This is a genomic window from Agrobacterium fabrum str. C58 (genome assembly GCF_000092025.1).
In the GTDB taxonomy this organism is placed as follows: domain Bacteria; phylum Pseudomonadota; class Alphaproteobacteria; order Rhizobiales; family Rhizobiaceae; genus Agrobacterium; species Agrobacterium fabrum.
Genome location: NC_003065.3, coordinates 26050 through 39263, shown reverse-complemented (window position 1 = coordinate 39263; position 13214 = coordinate 26050). Strand labels below are relative to the sequence as shown.

Sequence of the window (13214 nt, the reverse complement as noted above, 5' to 3'; positions counted from 1 at the left end):
TCAACCAGCATTCGAAAATAAACAAAACAGCAACAGAGGTGAACGTTATGAAATTCTTCAACTTGAATGCGCTTGCGGCAGTCGTGACTGGTGTGCTTCTCGCGGCAGGCCCGACCCAAGCCAAGGACTACAAAAGCATTACGATCGCGACCGAAGGGTCCTATGCGCCGTACAACTTCAAGGACGCGGGCGGTAAACTGATCGGCTTTGATATCGATCTCGGAAATGACCTTTGCAAGCGCATGAACATCGAATGTAAATTCGTCGAGCAGGCTTGGGATGGGATCATTCCTTCGCTCACGGCCGGTCGTTATGATGCCATCATGGCGGCGATGGGAATTCAGCCGGCGCGCGAAAAGGTAATTGCGTTCTCCCGGCCGTATCTCCTCACGCCGATGACGTTCTTGACGACAGCGGACAGCCCGCTTCTGAAGACCCAGGTGGCAATCGAAAATCTTCCGCTCGACAATATCACCCCCGAGCAGAAAGCCGAGTTGGACAAATTCACCAAGATTTTCGAAGGCGTTAAGTTCGGCGTTCAGGCCGGCACATCTCATGAAGCATTCATGAAACAGATGATGCCGAGCGTGCAGATCTCGACTTACGACACCATAGATAACGTCGTGATGGATCTGAAGGCGGGCCGGATCGACGCAAGCCTGGCTTCGGTCAGCTTCCTGAAGCCGCTGACGGACAAGCCCGACAACAAGGACCTCAAGATGTTCGGCCCGAGAATGACGGGGGGGCTGTTCGGCAAGGGCGTCGGTGTTGGCATCCGCAAAGAAGATGCGGACCTCAAAGCCCTGTTCGACAAGGCAATTGATGCCGCCATCGCGGACGGCACGGTTCAGAAGCTGTCCCAACAGTGGTTCGGCTACGACGCCTCCCCCAAGCAGTAATTCTCTTTCAATCGGAGCGTCGGCATTTATTCGGCCGCGCTCTTTGCGTTTTGCAAAGCTTGAGGCGTAGGCCATGGATTTAACACTACTTCAATGGGGGGATGCCGGCTGGGGCGATGAACTGGCGCGAGGGGCGATGATGACCGTTGTCGTTGCAGCCTGTTCGTACTTTTTCGGAATCATCTTCGGTTCGCTCTTTGCTGCGGCAAAGCTTTCCCGTTTTTGGTCACTACGCTTGCTCGGCGACGTCTATACGACAGTTGTTCGCGGTGTCCCCGAACTGCTCATCATCTTTCTGGTGTTCTTCGGCGGTGGGACACTGCTGCGGACAATCGCCAACGGGCTTTTCGGATACGAGGGCTACATCGAGCCTCCGATCTTCGTGATCGGTGTGCTTTGCATCAGCGTGAGTGCGGGAGCGTATGCGACAGAAGTCATTCGCGCAGCCGTTCTCGCTGTTCCACCCGGACAGATCGAAGCAGCGAAATCCATTGGAATGGGTCCGTGGCTGCGCCTGCGCCGGGTGTTGATCCCCCAAGCCGCCAGATTCGCGCTGCCCGGGCTGGGAAATGTCTGGCAGTTCACCCTCAAGGACACTTCGCTGATCTCTGTCGTCGGTCTAGTCGAGATCATGCGGACAGCGGCCATGGGTGCGGGTTCGACGAAACAGCCATTTACCTTCTACATCACCGCCTTCGTGATATTCCTTCTGCTTTCCTCCGTCTCAAACCGGGGCTTTCTCAAAGCTGAAAAATGGGCGAACCGCGGTGTGAGGAGCCAATAGTATGGATATTCAACTCATCATCGAGTCGTTCCCGAAACTGCTCGCCGCCGTCCCCACGACGCTCACCCTCGCGTTCATATCGCTCCTCATCGGGTTTGTTGTTTCTGTGCCTGTTGCGCTGATGCGGCTTTCGAAGAACCGTATCGTTTCTTCATTGGCATACGGCTACGTCTACATCATCAGATCGACGCCGCTTCTGGTGCAGATGTTCCTGATTTACTACGGCTCCGCTCAGTTCAGGGGCGTTCTCTCCGAAGTTGGCTTGTGGTCGTCATTCCGCGAGCCATGGTTCTGCGCGATCCTGGCGCTGGCCCTCAATACCGCAGCCTACACCAGCGAGATCATCCGGGGCGGCATCCAGTCGGTTTCGCTCGGGCAGATCGAAGCAGCGCGTGCAGTCGGAATGTCGACCTTTCTTCAATTCCGGAGGATCGTGTTCCCGATCGCCATTCGGCAAGCATTGCCGGCATATGGCAACGAAGTGATGCTCATCATCAAATCGACGTCGCTTGCTTCGACAATCACCATTGTCGAAGTGACCGGTCTGGCGAAGCAGATCATCTCGGCCACCTACAGCCCGGTCGAAGTGTTCATCGTCGCCGGTGCGATCTACCTGTTTATCACGTTCGTTGTCAGCCGTCTGGTCATGCTGGCGGAGTGGTGGCTGAATCCGCACATGCGCGCCCGGGTGGGCGGAACGGCTCCGAAGGCCGCGGAGACGCATTAGAACTTGGAAATCCCCGTTGGATTAGCGATCGAAAGAGTGCGCTCAGGCGAATGTCGACGTAGCATTCAAATCTTCGGGTTTGAATGTTACGTTGCTTTGTATTGGTGAGCGGAGATGTCGTATCAAATAGAGATCGGAAGCATCCGCTGCTTTGTCGTTGCCGCTGAAGAACTACATTTCCGCAGGGCCGCGATCCGACTGAACATGTCGCAGCCAACGCTCAGCCAGCAGATCAAGCGGCTCGAAGAGCTTATGGGGGTGCAACTGTTCATCCGTTCTACGCGGCGCGTGGATCTGACGCGTGCGGGGGCATCATTCCTTGATCACGCGCGAGATATCCTTTTGAAAATCGACGAGGCGATCCTCAATGCCAAGCTGGAAGCCGGCGGTCTCAGTCCCGGCGGAGAAGAGCTGATCATCGGAGCGATCAGCCCGGCCACCAGTCAATTGCTCCCCTTGATCTTGAGCCGTTTCCGGCAAAGGTTTCCCAGGACAAGGCTTGCCATCAAAGAGGTCGATTCTATCGAGCTTCTGCGAGGGATCGAGCGCGGTGACTTCCATGTCGGGTTGATGCGACCGCCATCCAACAGCAATCTCGTGCGGTTTCGCCACCTGCTCTCGGAACGATTTGTCGCCGTCATGCCTCGCCAATCGGCGCTTGCGAGGAAACCGGCGTTGAGATTGTCAGATTTCGCCGGGCACGGTGTTTTTGCGCTGAAGCGCTTCGAGCTATCGTGTTTTGAGACTGTATACGAACAACTTTCCGGCGCCGGCCTGCTGATCGAGAACGACATAGCGGTCTCCGACACCAATACAGCTCTGGCCCTGGTGACTGCCGGCGCCGGGATCACGTTCCTGCCGGAGTGGGTGTCTGCGATGGCCCCTGACGGCGTTGTTACCCGGGTTGTGGACGATATGTCCGTCGAAATTTCGATGGCCGTGGGCTGGAATCCAGATTGCCCGGTTCCAGGGATACTGCCTTTCGTCGAGTTTGCGACGTTGGCTGCGCAAAACCTGATTTCAGCACGAAAATAGCGGCGCTTTTGAAATCCTGAATGAACAAAGGATGCCCCTGGAGGAGGCATCCCAATAGCCGCACTTTCAGACGACCGTTCACACTAGTCTAACTGATTACGATCACAGGACCATCGCCGCTACAACCGGCCGGCTTCTTCGGCAATGACTTGATCCAGTTTCCCGGCATCAACCCGCTCACCTTTCGCCAACAGGCGGTGATGAACGCGATCGACGAGCTGGCTGCGGATGCGCTGTTCATAGGTCAACGCCCGCGATGCCAGTTCCCTGCGTGTCTGCTGCGACCACACCTGGTCCTGACGCTGGCGTACGATGCAGAAATTAAAGTCGTCTGACTTTCGGTTTGCGCGTTCGCGGCGATGTTCTGCGGTCGCCGCCTCGTCGATCTTACTGTCCCGGTCGAAGACGACAGCATAGACGTCGGCGGCCCGCTCCGGGGAAAGCATGCCGTTTTCGATCTCGCGCGCGATCGCCGCCACATCCCGCTCAAGAGGTTCGCCGAACGCCCCGCCTGTGGAACTGGTGATCCTGAGAATATCGCCCTGTCCGAGCTCCAGCACCGAGATCTTGCCGACCGATCGCTCATCGGGTCGGCCAGGATTGACGACTGCCTTACCCAGAAGACCGATCTCTCCCCCCTTGAAGCCCCACGGCGCGAACACAAACCGGTTCAGGTTTCTGACCGTTATGACCGCGCGATTTGACGTGTTTTCCATTTCAATTTCGAGCGCGGCGCCGCTGGCGAACCTTCCCGCGCGGCGACTGTCCGGCACGAGGCGGAGCGCCCGCATGACTAGCACCGTTTCGATCTCGATGACTTCGACTGGCACGCTGCGCTGTGAGTAGCGTACTTCCGATCCGTCCAGGCCGTCAACGCCACGGCGGGCACCGCCGCCGCCGTCGATCGTACCCACCACGTTGACACGGTCACGGCCTGTACGAGGATCGGGAGCCGAAACGACGATAACCCCGCTCATACCGCCACCGGCTGCGGCAAGGCCCTCCGGTAGTGCCTGATTGAGGCACCCCAGGATAACGTCGTAGGCGCGTGTCGCTGATGCAGCACGAGACCCGCCGGAAGCGGGATAGACCGCGTTGAGAACCGTGCCACGCGGAGCATGGCCGTGGATCGCCCGCAAGATACCGGAGTTGCGCGGCGTCAGCGGATCAACGGTCAGGATGTAGGCGTAAAGGCACTGGATAATGTAGGGGTGGGTGGTTGCCCCCGTTACCAGGTTGTAGGCGGCCGCCAATTGCGGATCCGTGCCGGTAAAATCAACCTCGATCTCGCTGTCCTTCACCGTCATGGTCACGCTGAAATAGGCCAGCTGACCATCATGGATCCCTTCAAGATAGTCCGAGAAGGTATAGACACCGTCTCGAATCGTCCTGATCACCGCGCGGGCCTTGGTCTCCGCGTAGTTGATGACGTCCTGCATCCCCTCCTCGACACTCTCACGATCATATCGCTCGCAAAGCTCGCTCACGCGCCGGTCCATGCTCTTCAGGCCCGAGATCATGGCCTGAATGTCGCCCCACAACTCGGTCGGAATTCGGCTGTTGTCCTGGAAGATCGACTTGATCGCTTCGTTCAACACCCCTCCTTCGTAGAGCTTCATTGGCCTGACACGGAGGCCCTCCTGGAATACTTCCGTGAAGGCTGGCGAGATACTTCCCGGAACGGCGCCGCCGATATCGGACGCATGGACAAATGCCCAGCCGATCGCGATCAGCTTCTCGTCGAAGAAGATCGGATAAAGCAGCGTAACGTCCATCAGGTGCGTCACCAGACCGTCCGTGGCAAAGGGATCGTTGGTGATGATGATATCGCCTGGCTTCAGGTTCTCCCGGCCGATGGCATCCAGCGTCGGCTTCAACGGGGAGCCGACGAAGACATTGACGCCAGACAACATCGGATAAGCGAACATTTCGCCTTCGGCAGTCGCAATCGCACACTGGTAATCCTGGACGATCTTAACAAAAGTCGTATGGGCGGTGCGGTAGATCGCGGCAGAGGCTTCTTCGACAATCGCGTTGAAGCGATTGTTCATGACGGCAGTACGAACGGCATCCATTGATCAGCTCCGGGTCATGAGGATTGCGCCAAAGGCTCCGACGCGGGCAACGAACTCTGGCGGAACGACGATCGTCGCATCACGCTGCTCGATGACGGCCGGCCCCTGGATCGCATCGTTGGGGGTGAGAGATGCGCGATCAAAGACGCGTACCTCAGGAATGAGTTTGTTGTGGAAGCGCATCGAACGCACCGTTTTGAGCGCACCGCCAGCCCCGGACGTTTCAGGTGTAGAGGGCTGAGGTATCGACATCGATCCACGCACGCGCATGCGCAGGTCGACGAATTCGACTGGCGCCGCTTTGTCGGCATGGCTGTAGATGCGTTCGTGCTCTTGGTGGAAGGCGGCATGCATTGCGGCAATGTCGTGCGCTTCGATCGCCGTATCCGGCAGCCGCACGTCAACCTGGAAGGACTGCCCGACGTAGCGCATCTCGGCCCAGCACTCGAACGTTTTCGACACGAGACGCTCCGGCGGTGCCTGTCGCGATAACCATTCGGCTCCCTGCTCGCGAAGGACCTGAAACTTCTTCGCGATGAGAGAACCATCGATATCAAGGCCGTGGACGGTTTCGAGCGCGTCGTTGCTCAAATCAGAGACAAGGCCCCCGAGGGCACAGAATACGGAAGGTGTCGCCGGCACAAGAACGCGGTTCACGCCGATCTCGGCCGCAAGGAGCGGCCCCTGGATCGCGCCAGCTCCGCCGTAAACGAGCACCGTCAGATCTTCGGGATCGACGCCCTGGCGTGCGAGATAGGGCAAGACACCGGCCACCATGTTCGAGCTTGCGACGGTGACGCACATTTCCGCGGCGCTGAGCACGTCCGTCTTGAGAGTCTCCGCAATCGGCGCCATAGCGCGTTCGGCGGCATGACGATCGAGCTGCATATCGCCGCCAAGAAGGGCTTCAGGCAAATAGCCCGCAAGTAAAAAGGCATCGGTCAGCGTGGGTTCCGTGCCGCCTCGGCTGAAGCAGGCAGGACCAGGATAGGACCCAGCACTGCGCGGGCCGATACGCAACACCCCGCCATCAATCGTGACGACCGAACCGCCGCCTGCGCCGATCGCCTCGATGCTGGTAACTGGCATGACAACCGGAAACTCACCCACCTCGGCCGAAGTCGAGGTCAGAGCTTCGCCATCGCGCACGAGCGAGATGTCAGTGCTGGTGCCACCCATGTCCATGGTGAGGATGTTGTGTTCGCCCAAGGCGCGGCCGAGATATTGCACAGCCGTCACGCCAGACGCCGGACCCGACAGAAGCGTATGGACGGGGAAGTTGCGCGCCTCACTGGCGGCCATCGCACCACCGTTCGAGCGTGTGACGAAAAGTTGCGACCCTGGCAACCGTTCAGCCACATAAGTTTCGACCGCACCGATATACTCGTTCATCCGGCGCTTCACGAAAGCGTTGAGCACACTGACGATCGCTCTTTCGTATTCTCCGATCCGCGGCCAGATCTCGCTGGACAGGCTGACCTCGGCATCTTCGCCGACCGCTTTACGGATAGCCCGCGCGACCGCTTGTTCATGCTGCGGGTTGGCGTAGCTGTGAAGCAGCGCGACCGCATAGCCGGCAGCACCTGCGTCGGCTGCACGACGGGCAAGTGCCTCGACTGCGGCCTCGTCGATCGAGGTTCGAACCAAGCCGCCGCGCAGCAGGCGTTCCTCAACCTCGAAAACCATCTCGCGATCGATCAGCGGCCTGGTTCGGGTCTCGAACAGGTTCAGAGGGTTGCGGACGCCGATCCGCTGCAGTTCGAGCAGATCCCTGTATCCCTTCGTTACGAAGAACGCGATCTTCGGGCCTTTTCGCTCGATTACGGCATTCGTGCTGACCGTGGTGCCGTGCATGAGGAAGGCTGCCTCGCCCGGCTCGGGCGCGAGCCGTTCCAGTAGTTTTTCGAATCCCTCGCGGAAACCGTTTTCGAAAGCGGGAGGAGTCGAAGGTACCTTCAGAGTGACGATCCTGTCCTCTCCTTCACGCCACCCGCAAAAATCTGTGAACGTCCCACCGATATCAACGCCGATTCTAAGCATCTGCCACTTACCCTCGCTTCTTCAGTTGGTCGGCCTGCGGGATATTTCGATCTACTCTGATCTTCATGAAACCTGTCTCCGTCCTGGAATGATTCGCGATATTTCAGCGATGAATACGCTGCTCACTCTGTTTGGAGAATTTGCATATCCCACCGATTGATTGGCAACGGCAATCAATCGGAACGGATGAGACTCGCCTGCTTATAGAAACTGAGGGCGACGAAGGTGACTGAGATTAACCGGTCGCGTCCTGTGGCTCGCGACGGCCCTAGAACCGTGCCGCCTTCATAACATTTGAACATCGCCGTATGCCTATTACTGCCCTTGTAGCATGGGCGGCAACGCCTTATCCCTAAGCTGGAAGGCAAGAATTCCAAGATAGCCAGATCTGCAATAGACCCGCTTCACATGGTGATCATCTGTTCAAGACTGATGAAATCGAAGCAAAGAAGGTCCTCAAAACTTGGCCGTAAAACGGCGACAGCTGGACACACTGTATAGCCGACCGCACGAGGATTGAAGGATGCGTCTGGCTCACTGGAGGCTAATGGCCACGGATCGAACGTTTCGCCCGGGCACGGAAGCCTTCGTATTGTGAGAAGGTTAAATGGATCACGAGTTCGAGACAGCCATTGTTGGCGGCGGTGTAGTGGGCGCCGCAATTGGATACGGGTTAGCCAAGTTGGGGCGCCGGGTGATCATCATCGATGGCGCGGACGATGCGCTGCGTGCGTCCCGAACGAATTTCGGCCTGATCTGGGTTCAGGGCAAGGGCGACGAATATCCTGCATATCATCGCATCACGCGGCAAAGCGCTGAGCTGTGGCCCGGTTTTGCATCCGAGTTGAAAGAACTGACGGGTGTCGACGTGGAGTACCGCCGCAACGGTGGTTTGCTCTTCTGTGCGTCGGAAGCTCAGGCAGAAGAAGAAAAAGCGATCGGCGAGAAGATGGCTGCCATTCATCCTGACTATCGCTTCGAGATGCTGGAGCGCTCGCGCATCGAGCGCATGCTTCCCGACATCCGTCTCGGGCCGAAGGTGTGTTCAGCGTCGTTCAGTCATATGGACGGTGACGTCAATCCTCTGCTGGTCCTTCGCGCTATGCTGGACGGATTTGTGCGCCTCGGTGGAACCTTGATGACGGGCGAACACGTCGACAGCATCGCGCCCACGCTTGGCGGCTTCCGACTGGCGACGGATGGCCTCACGATAGAGGCGGAGCGGGTGATTATTGCAGCGGGAAATGACTCCATGGCTTTTGCCAAGAGCCTGGACCTTCCGCTTCTGCTCGTCCCGGAAAAGGGGCAGCTTCTCATCACGGAACGGGTCGCCCCGGTTTTCCCTTACGCCGCCAGCGGTATCCGTCAGACCATGACGGGCACGTTTCAGCTCGGCGTTACGAATGAACGTGTGGGCCGGTCTACCGACGTGACAGCTGCCGGCGCACGTCATATCGCCAATCGCGCGATCAATGTGATGCCTGACGTCGGCGCGTTGCGTGTCATACGGCAGTGGGCGGGACTACGCGTGCTGACCCCGGACGGGGTGCCTGTCTACGATCGGTCGCGGCGATACCCAGGTATCCACGTCGTCGCATGCCATTCCGGCGTCACCCTTGCCGCTCTGCATGCAGGTCCTTTTGCCGAATGGTTGGCAGCCGGTGGAAGGGAGCCATCCTACGACGCTTTCCGCGGCAGCAGATTCAAGATGGGGATCGCGGCGTGACGAGTGAAATTCTCTTTCCCTCCGGCCAAGCCGTGGAAATCACCGTCGACGGTCGTCTCGTGACCGCTCGCGATGGAGAGCCTCTGGCCGCCGTCTTTCTGCGTCTGGACGACATCCATACGCGGACCTCCTTTCCTTCCGCCCAGCCCCGGGCGCCCTACTGCATGATGGGCGTCTGTTTCGAATGTGTCGTGCACGTCGAAGACATCGGCACGATCCGAAGCTGTCAGCAAACGGTTCACGCCGGCATGAGGGTCGAACGCCATGACCATCCGAAGAGGCTGAAATGAACCATCATTCGAGCGCCGACCTGTTGATCGTCGGAGCCGGCCCCGCTGGCATGGCCGCAGCGAGGCGCGCTGTACGCGGCGGTCTGTCCGTCATCGTGCTGGATTCGCAATCACAGCCTGGAGGTCAGATCTGGCGCAATGCCGGCCGCAACGCTACAAGCCCAATCATAAACATTCTGGGGGCGGAATATCGACGCGGCGTCCGGCAAGTCGAAGCATTTCTGGCCTGTGGCGCCGACTACATCCCGGATGCTCAGGTAAGCAGGCTCAGCCAGGGTTGGACGGTGGAATACGTCTGGGGCGGAGAAATTCGCTCCGTCAGGGGACGGCATCTCTTGCTCGCTACGGGCGCACAGGAACGCCCGGTTCCGTTCACCGGCTGGACGCTACCCGGCGTCATGACGGTTGGCGCCGCACAGATCCTGTTGAAAACGGCAGGTCAGTTGCCGAGAGGCCCCGTTGCCGTCGTCGGCAGCGGGCCTCTCCCGCTGCTATATATGCAGCAGATGCGGCTCGCGGGGGCAAAGCCGGTCGCTCATCTCGATACGACCCCTCGGGGTCTCATCAGCCGTTCGCTGCGCGGTTTTCGCGGAGCACTGCAGGAGCCTGGCCAAATCCTGAAAGGGATTGCCTGGTTACCGCAGTTCAGTGGCGTTCGGCACGTACGCAACGTGGTCAAAATCAGCGCCAAGGGAAGCGGACGACTGGAAACTGTACGGTTCGAAACTTCAAGCGGAAGGTCCGACAGATTGGAGGTCAAATCCCTTCTTGTTCACGAGGGGCTGGTGCCAAGCCATCAGTTGGCGGTGTCGGCCGGCGCGCAACTGATGTGGGATGTCGGCCAGTCAGCGTTCCGGCTTGAGCGCGACGAGTGGATGAACGCAGGTCCGGACGGACTATACATAGCCGGGGACGGTGCGCGGATCGGAGGCGCCGTCAATGCCGAGATCGAGGGAGAGATCGCCGCGATCGGCGTCCTTCTTCGTGACGGCGCCCTGACGGCCGCTCAGGCGGATACCGAGACAAAACCGCTGAGAGCGCAGCATGGCCGGCAAAAGTCGTTCCGGCGATTTCTGGATGGGGCCTACCCGCCGAATATTGCGCGGACCCCGCCGGACGACGCAACGATCGTCTGCCGGTGCGAGGAGTTGAGCGCGGGCGTGTTGAGGGAAGCTGCTGTCCGTGGCGCTTGCCGAGGCCCCAACCAGCTGAAGAGTTTTACGCGCGCGGGCATGGGTCCCTGTCAGGGAAGGCAGTGCGGCTACCCGGTGCACGAGCTGGTGAAGTCAGTCGCCGGGCTGACCGCCGGCGAGGTCGGCCTGTTCAATCCGCGGCCTCCCTTCGTTCCATTAACGGTGTCGATGCTGGCAGCTCAGCAGGCCGAGGAAGTCGTTTCAGCGTCGACACATGAGTGATCGTTCGGCCATCGCAACTGTGCGGTGACCAAAGTTGCAGTCAAGAAATGAACGGTGCTGGCGAAATCAACGCTTCGCGGCATCGCAAGGAGAATGAGTTGAAGACGTGCCAAATCCTGGGAGCTCCCGTTCAAAGTGGCGCATCCCAACCCGGATGCCTGATGGGACCTGATGCGTTTCGGACTGCCGGCTTGACGCAAGTTCTGACGGAGCTGGGCTGGGCTGTCACCGATCTCGGAGATGCGACACCAACGGTCGAACCCGAACTCAGCCACCCCAATTCCGCGGTGAAGAACCTCGATGCTCTGGTGGGATGGACGCGCAGTCTGTCCCAGAAAGCTCTGGAGATGGCCCGCAGCTGCGATCTTCCGGTCTTTCTCGGCGGCGATCACTCGATGTCTGCTGGCACCGTCTCAGGTGTGGCCCAACGTACAGCCGAGCTTGGCAAGGAGCAATTCGTCCTTTGGCTGGACGCGCATACGGACCTGCATACCCTCCACACGACCGCGAGCGGCAATCTCCACGGCACACCCGTAGCCTACTATACGGGCCAATCCGGCTTCGAAGGGCTGCCGCCGCTGGCCGCGCCTGTAAATCCCCGCAACGTATCCATGATGGGGATTCGCTCAGTCGATCCGGAAGAGAGGCGACGGGTTGCCGAGATCGGTGTTCAAGTCGCTGACATGCGGGTTCTGGACGAACAAGGGGTCGTACGCCCGCTCGAAGCTTTTCTTGACCGCGTGAGTAAGGTCAGCGGCAGATTGCACGTCAGCCTTGATGTCGATTTCCTCGATCCCGCGATCGCGCCAGCAGTGGGCACGACCGTTCCTGGCGGAGCGACCTTCCGGGAAGCGCACCTCATCATGGAGATGCTCCATGACAGCGGCCTTGTCACGTCACTCGACCTGGCGGAGCTCAATCCGTTTCTGGATGAGAGGGGGCGCACTGCCCGCCTCATAACCGATCTTGCCTCGAGCCTATTCGGCCGGCGCGTGTTCGACAGGGTGACAACAGCATTTTGATCACCGGGTGTTGCCCGGTGCGATCGAGGTTTGCCTCTCGCACCGAGACAAACCCTTCGAAACCAGGAGGAAGAGGATGAAGGTAGGAATAGCCGGAGCAGGATCGATCGCCATTGGGTATGCGGCGTTCCTCTTACAGAATGGCCATGAGCCATTGATCTGGTCGCGTTCACGCGAAAGAACTGCTGCTTTCTCTGCCGGCGCACCGGTGAAGATCACGGGTGCGATCAGCACAGAGTTCCACCCGCATATCTGCACGAACGCCGAGGAATTGACCGAAGCCGATGTGATCGTACTGGCACTGCCCGCCTATGGCCACCGCTTTGTTCTCGACGCTCTTCTGCCGCACCTCAGCGCACGTCATTCGGTGATTATCAGCGCTCATCTTTCCTTTGCGGCGCTTTATCTCGCCAAGGGACTGGCCGAGCGTGGAATCGAGATCCCGATCACGGCATGGAGCACGACTGTGCTGACCTGCAAGCCGCGGGCGGCGGATACGTTCAACATCGGCGCCATCCGGGCAAAGGTCGATATGGCGACGGTACCGGCCCGTTTCGCAGAACGGGCGCACGAAACCTGTGTCGCCCTGTTCGGCGATCGCTTCGACGTGAAGGACGACGTCCTTACGATCGCATTGAGCAATCTCAATCCCCAGGACCACATGGGGATCGCGCTGTGCAATCTGTCGCGTATCGAGCGGGCCGAGGAATGGGGTCAGAACACCAACGTCACGCCTGCCGTCGGGCGGTTCCTTGAGGCGCTCGATCTGGAAAGGCTGGCAATCGCGTCAGCCTTCGGCAAAACGGTCCGGTCGACCTTCGATCACTTCCGATTGTCGTTCGACATATCCGGCCAATCCGTCTCGGAAATATCATCGATCCTCGTCGATCGCGGAAGCGATCCGGCAGGCCCGAAGAGCCTTGATACGCGCTACGTGCTCGAGGACGTTCCCTTTGGTCTGATCCCCACCCTGCATCTGGCAAAAGCAGCCGGCCTGTCTGCACCCTTGCATGAAAGCGGCGTGCGGATCTTAAGCGCCTGCTACGGACGCGACTTCTCCGAAGAAAACGACCTGCTTCCAGACCTCGGCCCGCTGGATCTGCCCACGCTCAAGAAACGGGTAGTTACCGGGTACGCGATCACGGCCGAACCCGTGTGATCGGGGCTCGTCCGGCAGCCTATCAAACCAATAAAGGGGGCC

The 13214-nt window shown here is 59.2% G+C and carries 11 protein-coding genes; 9 read left to right on the top strand and 2 right to left on the bottom strand.

Annotated elements, in window-relative coordinates:
• Positions 1-47: 47 nt before the first annotated feature.
• The 4 genes from nocT (at position 48) to ATU_RS23120 (ending at position 3445) form a co-directional block, all read left to right on the top strand.
• Positions 48-899 (top strand): nopaline ABC transporter substrate-binding protein NocT, encoded by an 852-nt coding sequence (gene nocT / locus ATU_RS23135; protein WP_010891637.1) that lies wholly within the window; start codon positions 48-50, stop codon positions 897-899.
• 73 nt (positions 900-972) lie between these two features.
• Positions 973-1683 carry a nopaline ABC transporter permease NocQ gene (gene nocQ, locus ATU_RS23130; RefSeq protein WP_010891638.1) on the top strand — a complete coding sequence of 237 codons (711 nt, stop codon included), beginning with the start codon at positions 973-975 and terminating at the stop codon, positions 1681-1683.
• A gap of 1 nt (position 1684) precedes the next feature.
• Complete coding sequence (nocM, locus tag ATU_RS23125; RefSeq protein WP_003523894.1) at positions 1685-2410, top strand: nopaline ABC transporter permease NocM; 726 nt, start codon at positions 1685-1687, stop codon at positions 2408-2410.
• A gap of 114 nt (positions 2411-2524) precedes the next feature.
• A complete protein-coding gene (locus ATU_RS23120; protein WP_010974829.1) occupies positions 2525-3445 on the top strand; it encodes a LysR family transcriptional regulator in 921 nt (306 codons plus the stop codon).
• A 119-nt stretch (positions 3446-3564) separates the two neighbouring features.
• On the opposite strand, the gene ATU_RS23115 is transcribed toward ATU_RS23120, so the two are convergent.
• Together ATU_RS23115 and ATU_RS23110 are read right to left on the bottom strand one after the other, a co-directional pair.
• Positions 3565-5520, bottom strand: a complete 1956-nt coding sequence (locus ATU_RS23115) for a hydantoinase B/oxoprolinase family protein (RefSeq protein WP_003523890.1) — start codon at positions 5518-5520, stop codon at positions 3565-3567.
• A 3-nt stretch (positions 5521-5523) separates the two neighbouring features.
• A complete protein-coding gene (locus ATU_RS23110) occupies positions 5524-7560 on the bottom strand; it encodes a hydantoinase/oxoprolinase family protein (RefSeq protein WP_010974828.1) in 2037 nt (678 codons plus the stop codon).
• 607 nt (positions 7561-8167) lie between these two features.
• Here ATU_RS23110 and ATU_RS23105 point away from each other — a divergent pair.
• From ATU_RS23105 to ATU_RS23085, 5 genes are all read left to right on the top strand, one after another.
• The gene (locus ATU_RS23105; protein ID WP_010891452.1) at positions 8168-9286 is read left to right on the top strand and encodes an NAD(P)/FAD-dependent oxidoreductase; all 1119 of its coding nucleotides are present in this window, start codon (positions 8168-8170) and stop codon (positions 9284-9286) included.
• Entirely contained in the window at positions 9283-9576 is a 294-nt protein-coding gene (locus ATU_RS23100) for a (2Fe-2S)-binding protein (protein WP_003523884.1), read from the top strand. Before ATU_RS23105 ends, ATU_RS23100 begins: the two co-directional genes overlap by 4 nt.
• Positions 9573-10991 (top strand): FAD/NAD(P)-dependent oxidoreductase, encoded by a 1419-nt coding sequence (locus tag ATU_RS23095; RefSeq protein WP_010974827.1) that lies wholly within the window; start codon positions 9573-9575, stop codon positions 10989-10991. The genes ATU_RS23100 and ATU_RS23095 overlap by 4 nt, the downstream gene beginning before the upstream one ends.
• Positions 10992-11038: 47 nt before the next feature.
• A complete protein-coding gene (gene rocF, locus ATU_RS23090) occupies positions 11039-12013 on the top strand; it encodes an arginase (RefSeq protein WP_010891454.1) in 975 nt (324 codons plus the stop codon).
• A gap of 76 nt (positions 12014-12089) precedes the next feature.
• Positions 12090-13172 carry an NAD/NADP octopine/nopaline dehydrogenase family protein gene (locus tag ATU_RS23085; protein WP_010891455.1) on the top strand — a complete coding sequence of 361 codons (1083 nt, stop codon included), beginning with the start codon at positions 12090-12092 and terminating at the stop codon, positions 13170-13172.
• Positions 13173-13214: the final 42 nt, after the last annotated feature.

Excerpts from the sequence above, each read along its gene's own strand:
- nocQ (WP_010891638.1), top strand. The coding sequence starts at position 973 with ATGGATTTAACACTACTTCAATGGGGGGATGCCGGCTGGGGCGATGAA.
- ATU_RS23110 (WP_010974828.1), bottom strand. The coding sequence starts at position 7,560 with ATGCTTAGAATCGGCGTTGATATCGGTGGGACGTTCACAGATTTTTGC.
- ATU_RS23105 (WP_010891452.1), top strand. The coding sequence starts at position 8,168 with ATGGATCACGAGTTCGAGACAGCCATTGTTGGCGGCGGTGTAGTGGGC.
- rocF (WP_010891454.1), top strand. The coding sequence starts at position 11,039 with ATGAACGGTGCTGGCGAAATCAACGCTTCGCGGCATCGCAAGGAGAAT.
- ATU_RS23095 (WP_010974827.1), top strand. The coding sequence starts at position 9,573 with ATGAACCATCATTCGAGCGCCGACCTGTTGATCGTCGGAGCCGGCCCC.
- ATU_RS23085 (WP_010891455.1), top strand. The coding sequence starts at position 12,090 with ATGAAGGTAGGAATAGCCGGAGCAGGATCGATCGCCATTGGGTATGCG.
- nocT (WP_010891637.1), top strand. The coding sequence starts at position 48 with ATGAAATTCTTCAACTTGAATGCGCTTGCGGCAGTCGTGACTGGTGTG.
- nocM (WP_003523894.1), top strand. The coding sequence starts at position 1,685 with ATGGATATTCAACTCATCATCGAGTCGTTCCCGAAACTGCTCGCCGCC.
- ATU_RS23120 (WP_010974829.1), top strand. The coding sequence starts at position 2,525 with ATGTCGTATCAAATAGAGATCGGAAGCATCCGCTGCTTTGTCGTTGCC.
- ATU_RS23115 (WP_003523890.1), bottom strand. The coding sequence starts at position 5,520 with ATGGATGCCGTTCGTACTGCCGTCATGAACAATCGCTTCAACGCGATT.